16 protein-coding genes and 1 pseudogene are annotated in these 16,568 nt (G+C 67.8%); 10 read left to right on the top strand and 7 right to left on the bottom strand.

Going from position 1 to position 16,568, the window contains the following annotated elements:
- The first annotated feature begins 289 nt into the window (after positions 1 to 289).
- The 3 genes from OS124_RS0110775 to OS124_RS0110785 all read left to right on the top strand — a co-directional run bounded on the left by OS124_RS0110775 (position 290) and on the right by OS124_RS0110785 (position 3,583).
- A complete protein-coding gene (locus OS124_RS0110775) occupies positions 290 to 532 on the top strand; it encodes a hypothetical protein (RefSeq protein WP_010139602.1) in 243 nt (80 codons plus the stop codon).
- Between the two features lie 156 nt (positions 533 to 688).
- The gene (locus OS124_RS0110780; protein WP_010139603.1) at positions 689 to 1,018 is read left to right on the top strand and encodes a hypothetical protein; all 330 of its coding nucleotides are present in this window, start codon (positions 689 to 691) and stop codon (positions 1,016 to 1,018) included.
- A gap of 66 nt (positions 1,019 to 1,084) precedes the next feature.
- Entirely contained in the window at positions 1,085 to 3,583 is a 2,499-nt protein-coding gene (locus tag OS124_RS0110785; RefSeq protein WP_010139604.1) for a glycosyltransferase, read from the top strand.
- A 13-nt stretch (positions 3,584 to 3,596) separates the two neighbouring features.
- Here the strand turns inward: OS124_RS0110785 and OS124_RS24360 are convergent, their stop codons facing one another.
- The 3 genes from OS124_RS24360 to OS124_RS0110800 form a co-directional block, all read right to left on the bottom strand.
- On the bottom strand, positions 3,597 to 4,115 hold the full coding sequence (locus tag OS124_RS24360; RefSeq protein ID WP_010139605.1) for a methyltransferase domain-containing protein: 519 nt from the start codon (positions 4,113 to 4,115) through the stop codon (positions 3,597 to 3,599).
- A 184-nt stretch (positions 4,116 to 4,299) separates the two neighbouring features.
- A complete protein-coding gene (locus OS124_RS26070) occupies positions 4,300 to 5,658 on the bottom strand; it encodes a class I SAM-dependent methyltransferase (RefSeq protein WP_010139606.1) in 1,359 nt (452 codons plus the stop codon).
- A gap of 114 nt (positions 5,659 to 5,772) precedes the next feature.
- On the bottom strand, positions 5,773 to 6,483 hold the full coding sequence (locus tag OS124_RS0110800) for a helix-turn-helix transcriptional regulator (protein ID WP_010139608.1): 711 nt from the start codon (positions 6,481 to 6,483) through the stop codon (positions 5,773 to 5,775).
- A 75-nt stretch (positions 6,484 to 6,558) separates the two neighbouring features.
- Here OS124_RS0110800 and OS124_RS0110805 point away from each other — a divergent pair, with 75 nt between their 5' ends.
- Positions 6,559 to 7,179 carry a glutathione S-transferase family protein gene (locus tag OS124_RS0110805; RefSeq protein WP_010139609.1) on the top strand — a complete coding sequence of 207 codons (621 nt, stop codon included), beginning with the start codon at positions 6,559 to 6,561 and terminating at the stop codon, positions 7,177 to 7,179.
- A gap of 243 nt (positions 7,180 to 7,422) precedes the next feature.
- Positions 7,423 to 8,118, top strand: a complete 696-nt coding sequence (locus OS124_RS0110810; protein WP_010139610.1) for an outer membrane protein — start codon at positions 7,423 to 7,425, stop codon at positions 8,116 to 8,118.
- A 42-nt stretch (positions 8,119 to 8,160) separates the two neighbouring features.
- Here the strand turns inward: OS124_RS0110810 and OS124_RS0110815 are convergent, their stop codons facing one another.
- Positions 8,161 to 9,501 carry a TrkH family potassium uptake protein gene (locus OS124_RS0110815; RefSeq protein WP_040607036.1) on the bottom strand — a complete coding sequence of 447 codons (1,341 nt, stop codon included), beginning with the start codon at positions 9,499 to 9,501 and terminating at the stop codon, positions 8,161 to 8,163.
- Positions 9,502 to 9,518: 17 nt separating this feature from the next.
- A pseudogene (locus OS124_RS24370) lies at positions 9,519 to 10,182 on the bottom strand (potassium channel family protein).
- 412 nt (positions 10,183 to 10,594) lie between these two features.
- On the opposite strand from OS124_RS24370, the gene OS124_RS0110825 reads away from it, so the two are divergent.
- Both OS124_RS0110825 and OS124_RS0110835 read left to right on the top strand, forming a co-directional pair.
- Entirely contained in the window at positions 10,595 to 10,975 is a 381-nt protein-coding gene (locus tag OS124_RS0110825; RefSeq protein WP_010139612.1) for a hypothetical protein, read from the top strand.
- A gap of 110 nt (positions 10,976 to 11,085) precedes the next feature.
- Positions 11,086 to 11,823: a hypothetical protein gene (locus OS124_RS0110835; protein ID WP_138919501.1), complete on the top strand. Its 738-nt coding sequence runs from the start codon at positions 11,086 to 11,088 to the stop codon at positions 11,821 to 11,823.
- A 144-nt stretch (positions 11,824 to 11,967) separates the two neighbouring features.
- On the opposite strand, the gene OS124_RS0110840 is transcribed toward OS124_RS0110835, so the two are convergent.
- Positions 11,968 to 12,978 carry a LysR family transcriptional regulator gene (locus OS124_RS0110840; RefSeq protein ID WP_010139615.1) on the bottom strand — a complete coding sequence of 337 codons (1,011 nt, stop codon included), beginning with the start codon at positions 12,976 to 12,978 and terminating at the stop codon, positions 11,968 to 11,970.
- 247 nt (positions 12,979 to 13,225) lie between these two features.
- Positions 13,226 to 13,915 (bottom strand): helix-turn-helix transcriptional regulator, encoded by a 690-nt coding sequence (locus OS124_RS24375; protein WP_168161464.1) that lies wholly within the window; start codon positions 13,913 to 13,915, stop codon positions 13,226 to 13,228.
- A 485-nt stretch (positions 13,916 to 14,400) separates the two neighbouring features.
- On the opposite strand from OS124_RS24375, the gene OS124_RS0110850 reads away from it, so the two are divergent.
- The 3 genes from OS124_RS0110850 to OS124_RS0110860 all read left to right on the top strand — a co-directional run bounded on the left by OS124_RS0110850 (position 14,401) and on the right by OS124_RS0110860 (position 16,499).
- Entirely contained in the window at positions 14,401 to 15,387 is a 987-nt protein-coding gene (locus OS124_RS0110850; protein ID WP_010139618.1) for a TAXI family TRAP transporter solute-binding subunit, read from the top strand.
- Entirely contained in the window at positions 15,387 to 15,833 is a 447-nt protein-coding gene (locus OS124_RS24380) for a DUF1850 domain-containing protein (protein ID WP_010139619.1), read from the top strand. Before OS124_RS0110850 ends, OS124_RS24380 begins: the two co-directional genes overlap by 1 nt.
- A gap of 72 nt (positions 15,834 to 15,905) precedes the next feature.
- Entirely contained in the window at positions 15,906 to 16,499 is a 594-nt protein-coding gene (locus OS124_RS0110860) for a hypothetical protein (RefSeq protein WP_010139620.1), read from the top strand.
- Positions 16,500 to 16,568 lie beyond the last annotated feature (69 nt).

Genomic DNA, 16,568 nt, shown 5'->3' on the forward strand with positions numbered 1-16,568 from the left:
GCCGCTCCGCTCCGCCCGGTCACTGCCTGGCGCCATGTCAGCCAGATCCTCCGGCTCCGCCCCTCCGTCCCCCCGGCGACGACACCTGGCACGACACCGGGCACGACACCGGGCCGGGCGACGGCGAGGCGCCCTTGACTGAGGACGGGCTGAAATCCCTGTCTGCCGCGACCGACGAGAGGTCGAGGCCCATCTGACCCCGGGGCTGCGCGCCCCGGACCTTGCGCCGGACCCGACGCAGGAGACCGTCCTGCGTTTCGCCGCGCAGCAGCCGCAGGGTGGCACGCTGGTGCTGACGCTGGGACGCAGCACGGGGGGCGGCGACAGGCTTGCCCGGCGCAGGGCGCTGACCACGCTGGCCGCAACGCAGGACCTGACCCTGCAGCTGGACGCCGTCGCACAGGTCAGCGCAGATTTCCGCCTCTACGATGGAGAAACCCAGATGTCGGTCCTGCCCCGCGCCCTCTCGGACGCCCAGCAAGAAGCCTTCGCCACCCCGGTCGACCGGGCCGCAATACCCCGCAATGACTGAAGGAGCCGCCCATCCGATCCCCCGGATTTCCGGGTCTTGTGCCATACCCTCCACATCCGTCCAGCAACTCTCGCCCGCGCGGCAAAATGATTGACAGCACAAGCGACACCCGCCAAAGCTGAATGCAATCTGAAGACCGCAGGGAGGGACGGAGTCATGAAAAAGCTGGCCGGAACAACGGCACTTGCCACCATCCTGCTCTCTGGGTCGGCCACGGCAGACCCCGCGGTGATGCTGGGCCTTGCACTCAACTTCGGGGGCGGCAGCCAGCCTCAGCTGGGCCTGACCACCAAGATCCTGTCCTCGAACCGCCCGAACGAGACCGTCGCCGCCGCAGGTGTGTCTTACTTCTTCGACGGAAGCTGGGGGCTCGACCTGGGCGTCGGCTACACCTTCGACGAGGCCGCGATAACGCTGAGCTACGATTTCATCAACCAGAGTCCGCAGTTCTCGGCGGGCTGGGCGAACATCGAATCCGTCTGCTGAGGCAGCGCCGTCCCCTCCGGATGCACGGGCTGCCCGCGCGGAGGAAGACCATCAGGCCGACGCCCCATGACCCTCAGCACGACCACCGAAGACACCCTTGCCCGCGCGCGCCGGCTTCTGGGCGAAGGATCCTTCGCCGAGGCGCATGACCTGCTGCGCAATGCCCTGCTGCCCACCCGTCCCGATGCCGCCCTGCTGCGCATGCTGGCAGAGGCGGCACTGGCCCTCAAGGCGCCGGACAGTGCCGAGGGCTGGTGGCGACGGGCGATCAAGGCAGCGCCCGAGGCGGTCGAGGGACATATGGGTCTTGGCCGGCTGCTCTATCTGCAGAACCGTCTGGGCGGGGCCGTCGAAAGCTATCGCAGGGCGCTGTCCCTGGCACCTGACCACCCGGGCGTGCGCCTGTCACTGGCCATCGCCCTTCAGGCCGCCGACTGCCCGGCCTTGGCGCGCGACATGGCCGATACCGCCCTTGCAGATGACAGCCTTGCCGATCATCCGGGCTCGGCCGAAATGCGGCTTGTCCGCGCCCGGGCGCTTGTGGACCTTGGTCAGATCGACGCGGCGGTCGAGGATCTAGCCTGGCTGCACACCTCGGGCCACAAGCTGGCCGAGGTCGGCCTGCTTGAGTGCGAGGTGAACCGGCAGCGCGGCGATCACGAACTTGCCCTGATGCTGGCCGCCGAACTCTGCGAAGCCTATCCCGAAAGCGCCGCGCCGCTGCTCGCCTTCCGCGAGATCTTCGCCGACTTCTTCGAGACCGCCCCGTCCGGACGTCTGGCCGAGTTTCTGGATGGCCTCGCCCTGCCCCTGCCCGGATGCCGCCTGCCCGACCCGCCGGCCCGCGGACGCGCCGCGCCGGTCGACGTGATCATCCCCGTGCATGACGGGCTGGAGCATCTGACCGACTGCCTGGCAGCACTCGAGGCGGCGCGCTGCCCCCTGCTGGGCCGGATCATCCTGGTCGACGATTGCAGCAGCCCGCAGACCGCCCGCTGGCTGGCAGAGCAGGCCTCGGCACGCCGCGGCATCCAGGTGCTGCGCACGCCGCGCCAGCAGGGCTTTACCGGAGCCCTGCTGATTGGCCTGACCGCCAGCAGCGCCTCGCGCTTCGTCGCCCTGAACAGCGACACCCGGCCCGGCCCCGGCTGGCTGGAGGCGCTTTCGGCGGCCATGCCCGAGGGCTCCGGGGTCGCCATGGTCGGGCCGCTGTCCAACAATGCCGCCTGGCAGGGCACCGCCGAGATCTTCGACGCCAGTGGCAACTACGCCGTGCAACAGATGCCCGATCCCGACCAACAGCAGCGGCTTGCGGCGCACCTGCGCTTTCTCTCGGTCATGGGGGCCGCCGACACGCCGCTGATCCAGGGCTTCTGCGTGCTGGTCGAGCGCGCCATCTACGATGACCTCGGCGGGCTTGATGCCGGGCTTTTCCCGCAGGGCTACGGTGAGTTCCAGGATCTCTCGCTGCGGGCCCTCGATGCGGGCCACGGGCTACGCATCGCCACCGATTGCTTCGTTGCCCACGCCCGGGGCGGCAGCATCGGCGCGGATCGCCGTGCCAGCCTGTCGCGCGCCGCACGCCGGGCACTCTACGACCGCCATACCGCCTTGCGCTACCTGGCCGCCGAGTGCTCTGCCTGCCTCAACCCGCAGCTGGTGTTCACCCGTCGCCGCCTTGCGCAGGTCGCCCGGCATTCCGACAGCCTTCTGGACCGGGTGGATACGGCTGCGAAGGTCGTCACCCTGGGGCCACTGGTGCCCCGTTTCACCGGCCAGAAGGTCTGCCTGTTTGTCTCCTATGCACCGGATGGCACCTTGCTTCCCTGCACCAGGGATATCCTGGCCGCGCTGCGGCGCGGCGGGTACCGTACGGTACTGATCATGGCGGTCGAGGGGGACCATCCGCCCCCGTCCGGCGTCGAAGAGCTTGCCGACCTGGTGCTGATGCGGGCCAACCAGGGCCTCGACTTCGGCGCCTGGACCGCCGCTCTGACCCTCTACCCGGAACTCTGGCAGGCCGGCACTCTGCTCTTTGCCAATGACAGCGTCCTTGGCCCGCTCGCCGGGTTCGACCGGGTGCTCGGGCGGATAGACGCAAGCCCGGCCGACCTCGTCTACCTGACCGATTCAGACGACTCCGAACCGCATTTCCAAAGCTTCTTCTGGGCGCTGAAGAACCGCGGGCCGGCCAACCCGGTGCTGCGTCACTTCCTGACCTCGGTTCGCGACATGTCGCACAAGACCGCCTGCATCGTCCTCTACGAGCTCTTCCTGCGTCATGTGGCCGAACGGCTGGCCGGGCTGCGCGCCGAAGGGCTGTTCCCGATGTCGGTGCTGTCCGGCGTCGACAGCCAGATCCGTCCGACCTTCAATCCGACACATCACCTGTGGCGGGAACTGCTGGCAGCGGGTTTCCCCTTCCTCAAGGCCGACTTCTGCCGCCGCAATGCCAGCGGCCCGGATGCCGACCTCTGGCTGCAGGCGGTCGAGCTGCATGGCGGCGACCCCCTGCGGTTCCGCCGCCATGTCGAGGCCTCGCGCCTGCAACGTGCCCGCGCCTGATCCGGGGCGCCCCTCAGGCGTGGTCGTAGTCCCCCGCCGCCAGCCCCTCGGGCCGGCCGCTGCTGTCCCTGCCAACCTCGGCCAGCTTGCGCGCCACCACCACGGTCAGCATCGGCGCCGGGGACCCCGGCATCGACATCCTGCCATTGTCGGCCCGTGCCAGCAGCGGCACCACGGTGGTCTGGCCCACCTCGCACCGGTCGAGGATCTCGAACCCCGTCTCGGCATTCAGCAACGAGGGCCAGCCATGGCTGGTGATCCGCCAGAAATCCCAGGGCTCGGCATGCAGCGGCCAGATCGTCGGCATCCGGGCAATGAACAAGCCGCCGCGCACCAGCACCCGGTTCGCCTCGAAGACGAAACGCAACGGAGACAGGAGATGCTCCATCACTTCGGAGGAATAGACCAGGTCGACCGTCCCCGGCCCGAGGCTGCGGGTCAGGTGATGGGCATCGCCCGTCAGGTCGACATTCGCATCCGCCTTGTAATCCAGTCCCAGGTAGCGCCAGCGCCCCTCGACACGACGCCGCACCGCAGCGCTTGAGGCGCCCCGGAGAACGCCCAAAGGCAGCAGAGCCCTGCACTGTCCGTGCTCGCAGCGGCCCGCAACGAGACGCTGCCGTCGGGATGCTCGACCCGCTCTCCGTTCAGAGCCGCATGGTGCAGGGGCGACTGGTTGGCCCCCCATGCCCGAGCCGGCAGCCCTGGTCCTTCCGTCATTCCCCATCTCTTCCTGCGTCGGTCGGCAGGCGGTCGACCAGTTCCCGCACGAGGATCGAGAGGCTGGCCCGCAGGTCTTCCGGCATCCCCTCGCTCTGCTGCGGCTGGATGCCGAGGGTCAGCGCCTCGGACAGCGCGATCAGGTACTGCCGTTCGGCGAAGGGCAGGCAGTGGCGCGCCTCCTGACCGAACTGGAGGTCGACCTCGGCCCGCCGCCGCAGCACCGCAAGGGCGGCATCCAGCATCCGCAGTTTCAGCCGCCGGTCATTGCTCTGGTGCCCGACATGCAGCGCGCCGAACAGCAGGCCCAGCCCCAGCCACGAGGGATAGCGATCCAGCTGGGCCAGGGGGGTGGTGATCTGCATCAGCCCGGAAAGCTCGGGCGCCAGAAGGTCGATGCCGTAGACCGCCCGCACGCGGGGCAGCAACCTGTCCCAGGCCCGGCCCGCGATCTCGGGGTGGCCAGAGTTCATCGCGTCCTTGAACAGCCGGTAGAGCGCCCCGATGGCCAGATGCGGCTCGTCCGTTTCGGCAAGCTGGTCGAGGTGGTCCAGATAGACCGGCCAGTCGAAGCGCCCGTAGCGGATCTTCGGCAAGGGCGCGCGACTGGCCCAGGCCACCATCTGCACGCCGTGGATCTCGATATGCACCTGCAGGCCACGCTCTTCGAGCATGCGGCGCAGGATCTTTTCGGACAGGATCGCATAGTGGAAATGCGGCGAGAGCGCCGCGATCAGCTCGGCCCGGTCGACATCGGGGCGGATCGCCGTGGCCGCGGGCGTGGTCAGGATCAGCAGCGACCGCGCGTCCAGCATCGTCACCAGCTCGTCCAGAAATGCCCCCGGATCGGGGACATGTTCGATCACCTCGCTGGAATAGACGATGGCATGGCGGCTGTCGGGATCGCTCTGGCGATAGTCATCCAGGTACTGCGGCCGGATATCCGCCCCGAGGGACTGCGCCCCGATCGCCCCGTAGGCGGACTTCTCGAGCCCGATGGCCGGTCCGTGGTGGCGCGTCCAGTAGTCCACCACGAAGCCGAAGCCGCAGCCGACATCGATCAGCGATCCCTCGGGCACCGGATCCAGCGCCAGCAGCGGCGAGAACATGCTGATCAGCCCCGCTCCGCCCTGCACGTAGTCCAGCCAGAACCCGTCGGCCAGGCCGCCCTCGTAGCCGCTGACCGGCGCCTCGCCGTCGAAATAGTAGGACCCGCAGTCGGCACAGAGAAACAGCGAGAGCGTGCCGGCATCGCCCTGCACGTCCAGGCTGTGACTGGCGCCCGTCGCCGCGCAGACACGGCAGGCGCAGCGCGGCCTGCGCTCCGCGTCGCTGGCGAAATCAACCTCGATCATCCCCGGGGCCTCCCTGCGCAGGTTGTGCCTTCGACACTGACCCGAAACGCGCGCGCATTCAACGCCTTGCAGCTTGGCGGCGCGCCGCCCCGCCCGGGCCGAAACGGCGCGCGCTCAGGCTGGGCCCGGGGACGTCCCGCCGCCCTCGGCATGCATCTGCGTGATGAACTCTCGCAGCAGGCGCACGCGGTGCGGTCGGAAGCTCTCGTCGGTCGGCAGCGCCTCGTCCATGCGCGCCATCAGGAAGCGGCGGAAATCCTGGCGCAGGCAGCACCAGGCCAGCAGCCCCGGCCCCCGGTCGAGGTAGACGATGGCCAGCGGATAGACCCGCCGGGTGCTGACTGCCCCGCCCGCATCGCGATAGCGCAGGTCGAGGGCCCGTTCGTCCCAGCAGGCGGCACGGATCCCGGACATGTCGGGCCCTTCGAAGGCAGGCTGCTGGTAGCGGTAGACCATGTGGGTGGCGTGCAGGATCTGGCGCTGCTGGCGTTCGGGCAGGCGCGCGGCGATCTTCGCCAGCGCGCTTTCAGCCGCCCGCGCCAGCTGCACATCACCCCGCTGGCGCACGTCGCTGAGGCCGACAACCAGCGCCTCCATCTCGATCCGGTCGAAGGTCTGCGGCGGCAGGGCCGTATCCTCGGTCAGCGTGTAGCCGAGCCCCGGCGCCCCCTCGATCACCGCGCCACTGGCCCGCAGGGTTTCGATATCGCGGTACAGCGTGCGCTCCGAGACCTCCATCTCGGCGGCGAGGCGCGCCGCGGTCACCGGCTGCGGCAGCACCCGAAGCGCGGTCATCAGGCGGAAAAGACGGGCGGATCGGCTCATGACATCCTGACGGAAACTGACAGTACCCCCGATCTATACCGGGCCTCCAGACAACACCAGATACGGACGGCTCTCATGCTGACACTCTACCATTCCCCCTTCACCCGCAGCTCGCGGATCATCCGGCTTGTCGAAGAGCTGGGCATCTGGTCCGAGGTGGATATCCGCATCGTCGATATCACCCGGCAGGACGGCAGCGGCGGCAGGGATCCGGCGAACCCCCATCCCGAGGGCAAGGTGCCGCTGCTTGTCCACGATGGCGTCGAGATCTGGGAATCCAATGCCATCATCCTCTACCTGACCGATCTCTTTCCCGGGGCGGGCCTGGGGCCCCTGCCCGGTGACCCGCAGCGGGGCCGTTACCTGAGCTGGCTGGCCTGGTACGGCAATGTGGTCGAACCGGTGATCGTCGGCAGCGTGGCCGGCATCACCCATCCCGCATATGGTGCGACCTTCCGCGGCATGCCCGAGATGACCGCCCGTCTCGTCGCGGCTCTGGATCAGGCCCCCTTCCTGATGGGAGAGCAGTTCAGCGCGGCAGACCTGCTGCTGGTCTCGCCCTTCACCTGGTTCCCGGCCTCGGCCCCCGACCACCCGGCGGTGCAGGACTGGATCGCGCGCTGCGAGGCCCGCCCCTCGGCGCAGCGCATCGCTGCATATGATGCCGGGCTCAAGGCCGGACAGGCCGGCGCCTGACCCTGGCCCCGGGCGGCACGTCCGGTCCGCCCCCTTCTGCCCTGCGACAGGGCCCGCCCGATCCAGCCGGGCGGGCCTTCCCTCGTCGCCACGTGACCAACAGGAAACAGTGATAACTCATGGGTAAACGTGCCTTTGTTGCCACTTGGCGTCACCGAGTGAAAGCGCCGCCACAGCAAGTGCTTCCACTTTTCACAGACAGCTTCTAGCGCTGGAAGACAGTACTGTTCCGAGGACCGTTTCATGTCATTCCTGCGCACTCTCTTCCGCAAAACCTCTCTTGCTCTTGTCGCCGGCCTGGGGCTGGCCGGGGCGACCCATGCCGAAGGCTGGGAAGGCTCCTATGTCAGCCTCGGACTGGGCAAGAGCCGCAGCCAGGTCGACTGGGTTGCCGGCGGCGACATAATCTTCGCGCTGCCGGGCTATCAATCCTCGGGCGAGGACAGCGGCCTGGCCTATGGCGTGGAACTGGGCCAGATGATGCGCCGTGGCAACCTGCTTCTGGGCTGGAGCGTCGGCCTGAGCAGCCTCGACCATGACGAGACCATCGACTCGCCGCTGTTCGCAGGCGACACCTTCTCGACGAAGATCGGTCCGGTGTTCACCATCGCTGGCCGCGTCGGCCAGGATGTCGGCGACTGGATGTTCTACGGCGAGACCGGCCTGGCCTTGGCCAAGCTGGACGTGCCGAACGAGACCCCCTTCTGCCCAACCGCCTGCCGGGTGTCCCTTGACGGTGTCTCGGCGGGCCTGATGGCGGGCCTGGGTGCCGACTACCGGCTGTCGGACCGCTGGTCGGTGGGCGTGAACTATCGCTACATCGGCTTCCGCGACCGGACCGCCACCGGCATGGTCTCGGGGATGATGGCCCCGCAGGCCTACGAGGTCGGCGGCGAAGCCAGCGTGCTGACCCTGCGCCTGACCGCGGCGCTGAACTGACCCACGGGGGCGGCGGGCCGGAGGCCTGCCGCCCCTGCCGACCTAACCGAGGTAGATGTTGCCCTCGGGGTAGCGCACCCGCGGCACGGTGCGGGTCGCCAGGAAGAAGCCCAGGGTCAGCGGGCCGACCCGGCCCAGGAACATGATCACGATGATCACCAGCCGGCCGAATTCCGACAGCTCTGAGGTATAGCCACGCGACAGGCCGACGGTGCCGAAGGCGCTGGCCACCTCGAAGCTGATGTCGAGGAAATGGCCGTCGTGGGTCGCAGCCAGCAGGAAGACCCCGGCGAAGACCAGGATCACGCTGATCGCCGTCAGGGCCATGACCTTCAGCACCTGCTCAAGCCCGATGCTGCGGCCGAAGGCATGCAGCTGCTGCTGGCGCCGGAAGAAGGCCACGGTGGCGAAGATCATCACCACGAAGGTCGTCACCTTGATCCCCCCCGCGGTCGAGGCCGGCCCCCCGCCGATCAGCATCAGCGAGATGAACATCAGCGAGGTGCTGTCGTGCATCGCCCCGATGTCTGTGGTGTTGAAGCCCGCGGTCCGTGTCGTCACCCCCTGGAACCAGCTGACCGTCAGCCGGGCGAGCACGCTGTCGAACTGCGCCAGGGTGCCGGGGTTGTGCCACTCCAGCAGGGCGAACATGCCGACCGACCAGGGGATCAGCACCGCGGTGCCGGTCAGCATGATCTTGGTGTGCAGCGACCAGGCGCGCCAGGACGGCTTGGTGAAGATGTCGTGCAGGACGACGTAGCCGATGCCACCGACGATGAAGAGCGCCGGGATCACCAGGTTGACCACCGGATCCGTCGCCAGCGAGACCAGCCCGTCCGGGAAGGTCGAAAAGCCCGCGTTGTTGAAGGCCGAGATGGAATGGAAGAGCGCCTCCCACGAGCCGCGCCAGAAGCCGAAGCGGGGGATGAAGGTCAGCCCCAGCAAGAGCGCCCCGGTCAGCTCGCAGAAGAAGACGACCTTGAGGATGGTGACCACCAGCCGTGACAGCTGGTTGACCGAATTCTGGTTCAGGTCGTCGCGCAGGTAGATCTGTCCGGTGATCCCCACGGGCAGACCGAGGGCGCCGAGGATCAGCACCGCGAAGGTCATCAGGCCCAGCCCGCCCATCTGGATCAGGAAGGCCAGCACCGCCTGTCCGAAGAAGGTCAGGTCGGCGCCGGTGTCCAGCACCACCAGCCCGGTCACCGTCACCGCCGAGGTCGAGGTGAAAAGCGCATCCGACCAGCTGATCGGCACCCGGTGCGAGATCGGCAGCAGCAGCAGCAGCGCCCCGGCAAGGATCAGCACCGCATAAAGCGCCGCCAGCACCAGCGGCGGCGGCATCCCGGCAAGCTCCCGGGACAGGCGTTGACGCGTCGGCATCTTCCGGCCCTTCCGTGTCAGAGGGTATCGCCGAAGCGGCGCAGCTCGGGCCGCTTGCCCAGAAGGATCAGCTTGTCACCGGCCTCGAGCCCCATGCCGTCCGCCTCGCAGGAGCGGAACTCGGTGCCGCGCATCACCCCGAGCGGGCGCAGGTCGTAGGTCGAGCCGAAGCCGAGCGAGGCCACCTCGCGCCCCGCCAGCCCCTCGGGGACGACGATGTTCACGACGCTGTAGCCGTTGCCCAGGCTGACGTAATCCTGGACCACGGGATTGTTGAGCATCTGGGCGATATGGCGGCCCATCTCCTGCTCGGGCAGGATCACCCTGTCGGCGCCCCAGCTTGGACAGGATCCGGTGATGGGTCTTGTTGTTCGCCTTCACCCAGATCGCCCCGATGCCCAGCATCCTGAGGTTCATCGTGGTCAGGATGCTGGCCTGGATGTCGCGGCCGATGGCGATCAGCGCGACATCGTACTTGTCGATGCCCGCATCGCGCAGGGCGGCCTCGTCGGTGGTGTCGAGGATGACGGCGGAACTCAGCGCGTCCGAGACCTGGGCGACCTTGCGCTCGTCCAGATCGACCCCGATCACCTGGTTGCCGAAACGTGCCAGCTCGGTGGCGACGGCGCTTCCGAAAGCGCCCAGACCGATGACGGCAAAGGTCCGGTTCTTCTTGGCCATGGCGTGAAAACTCCCGCAAAGAGTCGCGAAGCTCTGCCTCCGGCTGGTCAATGTCAAGATACCGGCATCGGCGCGTGAGCGCCCCGGCGCCATGCAGCCGGTGCAACGCCCGAAGCGATGCGCGCCTTGAAGCGGCCAGCCGATCCCCCGATCAGGTCGCCCCTGCCCCCTCCCCCGACCATTCGGTCTATGCCCAGATAGCCCGAAATGACAATGCCGCCGCTTTTGCAGCCCAAAGGCATGACAATCGTCACGGCAATGCCCGCTGAAAAGCAATCCTTAATTCCGACGGACATCACCGCAGCTGCCAATGAGCGCCCGCCGAAAGTAAATTGGTCCGGAGGCCTCGCCTCGAAATGAAAGTCGATCGCGATCCCGCTGTCGATATATCAACGCAACAGGAGCTATTACAATGAAGACATTCCTTACTCTGGCCGCAATCGCCACGCTTTCCGCCGGGGCCGCCTCGGCCCAGGTCGTTCTCGGAACCGGCTCCTGGTCGGGATCCGAAAGCGGCGCCGTCGCCTCGGGCAGCTCCGGCGCGGGCACCTTCGGCGGCGTTGCCGGCGCCAGCAACACCACCTCGATGAACCTGGCAAGCGCAGGTGCTGCAACGGGTTACACGACCCTCGGCCTGTCCGGCTCGACCAGCTCGACCGGTGCTGTCGGGGTGATCAACAACACCTCGACCAGCGGCTCCTTCGGCTTTGGCGCCGCCGGCGCTTCCGGGGGCTACAGCGCCGGCAACGGCAGCACCAGCGGTGCCTTCGGCGGCATTGGCATCATGTTCTGACGCGTGGTGCCAAAACCTGGCCGAACCCACCGGCCAGGTGGGCCGGAGCAGCTATCCGAACGTACTGCTCCGGCTTCAACAATCACCTCTGCGTTCGGGGAGGAGAAACAATGAAAACTGTCACAAAAGGGAAGTCCCTCAATGTCCTGATGAAGACCGCTGCAATTCTTTCCACGGTCATTCTCGCGACATCCGCATTCGGCCAGACCGCCACCAGCACTTCCAACTCCGGTTCGTCCAGCTCGGCCCAGGTGAACAGCCAGGCCATGGCGGCGGCCTCGGGCGGATATTCCAATGCCCAGATCTACCTGGATCAGAGAACCCCCAGCGAGATCACCACCCATCACGGCTACAGCGGCTCTTACACGGTGCGCTCGGCGCCGGCGGTACAGCCGCCCTCGATGGGATCCGGGCATCCCTGTTCGCTGTCCAGCAGCGTCGGGATCTCGCTGATCGGCGGCGGCGCCGGCGGTGGCAACTCGCGCGTCGACGAGGCCTGCCTGCTGGCACAGATGGGCCAGGGTAGCGCCGCCCTGATCATGATCGCGCGGCGCGACTCCGAGGCCTGCCTGGCACTGCGCCAGGTCGGCACGATCCCCGCCAACAGCGCCTGTTCCGCCTCCGAGCGGCGCCAGGCCAGCCAGGCTGCGCAGCGGGCTGCCTTCGCGGCGAGCGCACCGTCGCGGACTGTCCCTGCCCGCGCCGCCCCTGCGCAGACCGCGCGGTCGATATCGAGCTACGTGAACTGCTCCCGGCGAGAGGACGGCGCCATCCTTGCACGCAAGCAGCGAGGCGCCCCCTACAACGACGCGCAGGTAGCCAGCTATTGCCGCGCGCAGATGCAGTGATCCCGCCCCCCGCGTCGCTGCATCGCTCCTGCCCCGGCGGTCCCGGCCGGGGCAGGAGACCCGAGAACGGCCGCCTCGTGCGGCCGTTCTTGCTGCTTCGGCACAGAAAGGGAGCGACAGGCGGGGGACCGGTTGGCGGAAGGATCAGAGCCCGGGCATGAGCGCCCCGCTGCGCCCCGGGCAGAAGGCCGAGGCCGGCAGCGTCCGGGCGTAGTGGTCCCGCAGCGCCGTGGCGAGACCGCGGAAGTAGCCCGAGAAGGTGGGCACCGCCATCAGGTGACGCGGAATGGCCAGCACCATGGTCTGGGCGTTCAGGCCCGTATCGTAGAAGGCGACATGGTCGCGGATGCGTTCGGGCAGGTTGCACTTCAGGGTCATCGACACGTGACAGGTCGCCAGCCCCGCCGCCACGATCTCGACCGCGCCCACGTGCAGGTCGCTCATGTAGAAGGGGGCGGCGGCGGGCAGGACGCTCTGATACCAGGTGTCGCTGGTGGTGCTCCATTCATGGGGGGCATGGACGACAACTCGTCGGCGCAGGGGCTGGGGCAGCTCCGCCCCGCCGGAGGCGCGGTAGAGGATCTCGCGCACCATGTCGGGATCGACACTGCGCGGCACCGCCCAGAAGATCCGGTCCTCGTAGATCTTCTCGCTGACCAGGGAGGAGGTCTGCCGCAGCACCTCGGTCATCGCCAGCAGACCGACGCGGGCCTTGCGGATGGCGATATACTCCAGCAGCGCCGCACTTGAGGGGGCCAGGCTGACCGTGAACTCCGAGAAGGCCGGATCGGCTTCGGCCAGTGCCGCGGCAAGGCCGAGGACACGGCCGGCATGTGAGGGGATGGTGGCGAAACTCATCTTGTAGCGCTGCTGGCCGAACAACTCGCTGTGGCGGTTGTGCCCCTCGTCCAGCTCGTCGAGCACGCAATGGGCGGTGCGCGCCCAGAGCTCTCCCGCGGCGGTCAGCGCGCCCGGGCGGCCATGGCTGCGGTTGACCAGCTCGGTCCCGAGAGCGCCTTCGAGCTTGGCCAGCTGCGCCGAGATCGTCGGCTGGCTGAGCCCCAGAAGCTTGGCCGCCCGCCGGATCGAGCCGGCGCTGGCGATACCGTTCAGCACTTCGAGTTGACGTATGGTGATGGGCATCGAACGGGTCATCAGACAGCTCCAGACCGTAAACAGAGTCATGGAACCCGTGCTTCTACCCACTCAAGCCGGTGTTCACTCCAAGGGAGTCCCTGGGGAAAGTAGAGCCGAATTCCGGCCACTATGCCAGTCCCAGTTTGATGCAATCCTGATGAGAGGCCGTGTCAGAGCGGGTCGCCCCCGCGCCGTCTCTGGCAGCGGTCCCTGCCCGGCCGCGCCGCGCAGGGACCGCCCGTCAGCCCCCTCGGGGTCTGTCGCCTCAGCCCTCCGGGCCGGTGCCGGTGATATCCTCGGTTGCCCGGCTGTCGCGCAGGAAGTGGATGGCTGCCTCGGTCCGGTTCGACACGCCGAGCTTTCCCATGATGCGATGGATATGCAGCTTGACCGTATGCGCCGAGACCGAGAGTTCCCGCGCGATCACCTTGTTCGGCCTGCCATCGGCAAGAAGGCGCAGGACCTGCCGTTCGCGCGGGGTCAGGGTTTCGCTGGCCCCGGCGCCCGGGCATCCCTGCCCTGAACCGGAGCGGAGCGCGGCCCCGCGCCCCTGCCCGGGGCCCTGGGGCGCGGGAAAGGCGGTGCCGATGGCCGAGACCGGCAAGTACTGCTCGCCGCATTCGATCAGCCGCAACAGGCGGATCCAGGCGGTCAGGTTCAGGTTCATCGGCAGTACGCTGATCCCGTAGGAGGTCAGCGGATCGCGCCAGTGCTCCAGCAGCGCCGCCGCGCCGTCGTGGCGTCGCACCGCGATGGCAAGTCGCGTGGCGGCGAGGTCATCGCCCCGGGTCTCGAGGAAGTGCAGCAAGTCGATGGTCTGCCGCTCGTCCACGACCAGAAGCCGCGTCGGCGGAACCCTCGCAGGCCGGTGTCCCAGGGCCACCTGGCCCCAGGTAGTCACATCGGGGTAGCGGGCAGCGCGGACCGACGTGAATTCCCTGTCTATGGTTCTCAATACAATGTCCGAGAAAAGAGTACCTGATCCCACGAATGTAAAAGTGCTCTGTCCGGAAAGATCCTCTGCCTGGTCCCTTGTCCCTTGACCAAGCCCTGTTCCCCCCTGATCGTGCATGGGTGTCTCCTTTTCTGTCTGTCGTGGATAACTGTCCTTTCCCCCTGCACTTTTCGCAGTCCGTCTGTCCCGGTACGTGCGATCCGACCCTAGCAGAAAATTCCCCGGCGTATGTCTATTCGCCCGAACGGGTTTTCCTATCACCCTGCGCGCGCCGTCCCGGATCTGGTCCACAGCGGGCCGCGCGGAAGTGGACACGAGACACCCCGCCGTGGCAAAATCCTGCCTCGGGCATGGCGGTCGATTGCCACGCAATTGGCGCAGCACGCCAGAAAATCATGCACTTCCGGCGGCAGTTCTGAGAACCTGCGACCGTCGCGGGAGGATCGCGAGACACTTTGAAGACGACAATATCATGGGAGGACAGAATGCTTGACGGACTTCTTCGCGGGCCCAAGGGCCTGATCGGAACGGCGGCGCTGGTGGCGCTCGGCCTCGGCACGCCGGCACTGGCGCAAAGCCAGCTGTCGATCGCGACCGGCGGCACGGGCGGCGTCTACTACCCGCTCGGCGGCGGCTTGGCCGAAATCATCAACACCCATATCGACGGCTACTCGGCCACTGCCGAAGTCACCGGCGCCTCGGTCGAGAACATGGGCCTGATCGCCACCGGCGATGCGGACCTCGCCATCGCCCTGGCCGATACCGTCGCCCAGGCCTACAGCGGCACCGGCCGCTTTGAGGGCCAGCAGCTGTCGATGGTGCGCGGCCTGGCCTCGCTCTATTCCAACATGGTGCACATCGTCACCCTGGAAGGCAGCGGCATCTCGACCCTGGAAGACCTGCGCGGCAAGCGCGTGTCGGTCGGCGCGCCCGGCTCGGGCACCGAGGTCAACACCGCCGCCATCCTGGACGCCAACGGCATCAGCTACGACGACATCGAAGAGCAGCGCCTGAACTTCAACGAGACCGCCGACGCGCTGGCCAACGGTGATATCGACGTGGGCTTCTGGTCGGTCGGCGCGCCGACCTCCTCGGTGCTGAACCTGGCCACCACCCAGAACATCTCGTTCATCACCCTGACGCCCGAGCAGCTCGAAGCCGCCAAGGCCGCCGACGCGACCTTCGCCGTCAGCACCCTGGCCGGTGGCACCTACACCGGCGTCGACGAGGACATGGACGTGCTGGGCATTCCCAACGTGCTGGCCGTCTCCTCCGAGATGTCCGACGACCTGGCCTATGCGATCACCAGCGCCATGTTCGAGAACATTGCCGAGCTGCAGGCGGTGCATCCGGCGGCGAACCAGACCACGGTCGAGTTCACCCTCGGCGCGACCCCGGTGCCGCTGCACCCCGGCGCGATCCGCTACTTCGAGGAAATCGGGGCCGAGGTCCCGGATCGCCTGCGCCCGTGATGCGCGGCATCAGCGGAGGGCTTCTGGCCCTCCTCCTGTCCCTGCCCGGCATCGTCCGGGCAGAGATCCTTCTGGCGACCCGCGAAAGCGGCGAGGAGATCGCGCGTTTCGAGGTTCCCGAGGGCGGACGCTGGTGCGTGCTCTGGCATCACTCGGTCAAGGGCTTCGAGGTCTCCGACTGCTACCAGAACCGCAACGGGCACATGGTGCTGGTCTGGTCGCACCTGCCGGATTTCGCAGCCGGGCTCGACCACATTCCCGGACGCGGACGCCAGGTCACCGATGGACAGGGTGGCTACTTCATACTGGATATCGACGAACCCGTGCCGGGCGACGCCTATGTGCTGCGACCGGGGGCCGGCCGGTCGATCACCGGATCAGGATGGGTGACAGGGAGGTATCCCTGTCGGCGGTCGCCACGCACGAGCGGGTTCGGATCGCCCTGAGGGGGACAGAGGACAAATGACGACGGACAACGAAACCACAACTGGCCCTAACTTGGCCCGGCAACCGGCCCGATGCCGCAGCCGCGCTTCGTGCTGGGCGCGATCACGGTGATCGGCATCGCCCTGTCGCTGTTCCAGCTCTGGTCGGCGGGGGTGCAGCCCCTGGGCCTGTTCTTCCAGCGCCCGATCCACCTGGGGTTCATCCTGGTGCTGTGCTTCCTGATCTACCCGGCCTTCGGGCGGGACCGCACGCGCGGCGCGCTCGGCTGGCTCATCGACGGCGCGCTGATCCTGTGCAGCATCGCGGTCGGGGCCTGGGTGCCGATGAACATCGACACCATCGCCAACCAGATCTTCCCGCGCCAGATCGACGTCTGGATGGGCGTGCTCACCGTTCTCGTGGTGCTCGAGGGCGCCCGCCGGTCCGTCGGCCTGGGCATGACCGTGATCGGCGTGGTCTTCGTCATCTATGCCTTCGCCGGCAACCGCGGAGAGCTGCCCTTCCTCGCCGACTGGATGCCCGGCATCCTCAACCACCGCGGCTACTCGCTGGACCGCCTCGCCAGCCAGATGACCCTGGGGGCCGAGGGCATCTACGGCATCCCGCTGGGGGTGCTGCCACCTTCGTCTTCATCTTCGTGCTCTTCGGCGCCTTCCTCGAGGTGACCGGCGCGGGCAAGTTCTTCATCGACCTCGCCTAGTGCCGCCACCGGGCGGCAGCGCGGCGGCCCGGCG

The organism is Oceanicola sp. S124 (assembly GCF_000220565.1).
GTDB lineage: Bacteria > Pseudomonadota > Alphaproteobacteria > Rhodobacterales > Rhodobacteraceae > Pseudooceanicola.

Bases quoted from the DNA above. Each gene is read 5' to 3' on its own strand.
- OS124_RS0110780 (WP_010139603.1), top strand. From the start codon at position 689: ATGAAAAAGCTGGCCGGAACAACGGCACTTGCCACCATCCTGCTCTCT.
- OS124_RS0110785 (WP_010139604.1), top strand. From the start codon at position 1,085: ATGACCCTCAGCACGACCACCGAAGACACCCTTGCCCGCGCGCGCCGG.
- OS124_RS26070 (WP_010139606.1), bottom strand. From the start codon at position 5,658: ATGATCGAGGTTGATTTCGCCAGCGACGCGGAGCGCAGGCCGCGCTGC.
- OS124_RS0110800 (WP_010139608.1), bottom strand. From the start codon at position 6,483: ATGAGCCGATCCGCCCGTCTTTTCCGCCTGATGACCGCGCTTCGGGTG.
- OS124_RS0110805 (WP_010139609.1), top strand. From the start codon at position 6,559: ATGCTGACACTCTACCATTCCCCCTTCACCCGCAGCTCGCGGATCATC.
- OS124_RS0110810 (WP_010139610.1), top strand. From the start codon at position 7,423: ATGTCATTCCTGCGCACTCTCTTCCGCAAAACCTCTCTTGCTCTTGTC.
- OS124_RS0110815 (WP_040607036.1), bottom strand. From the start codon at position 9,501: ATGCCGACGCGTCAACGCCTGTCCCGGGAGCTTGCCGGGATGCCGCCG.
- OS124_RS0110825 (WP_010139612.1), top strand. From the start codon at position 10,595: ATGAAGACATTCCTTACTCTGGCCGCAATCGCCACGCTTTCCGCCGGG.
- OS124_RS0110835 (WP_138919501.1), top strand. From the start codon at position 11,086: ATGAAAACTGTCACAAAAGGGAAGTCCCTCAATGTCCTGATGAAGACC.
- OS124_RS0110840 (WP_010139615.1), bottom strand. From the start codon at position 12,978: ATGACCCGTTCGATGCCCATCACCATACGTCAACTCGAAGTGCTGAAC.
- OS124_RS0110850 (WP_010139618.1), top strand. From the start codon at position 14,401: ATGCTTGACGGACTTCTTCGCGGGCCCAAGGGCCTGATCGGAACGGCG.
- OS124_RS24380 (WP_010139619.1), top strand. From the start codon at position 15,387: ATGCGCGGCATCAGCGGAGGGCTTCTGGCCCTCCTCCTGTCCCTGCCC.
- OS124_RS0110860 (WP_010139620.1), top strand. From the start codon at position 15,906: ATGCCGCAGCCGCGCTTCGTGCTGGGCGCGATCACGGTGATCGGCATC.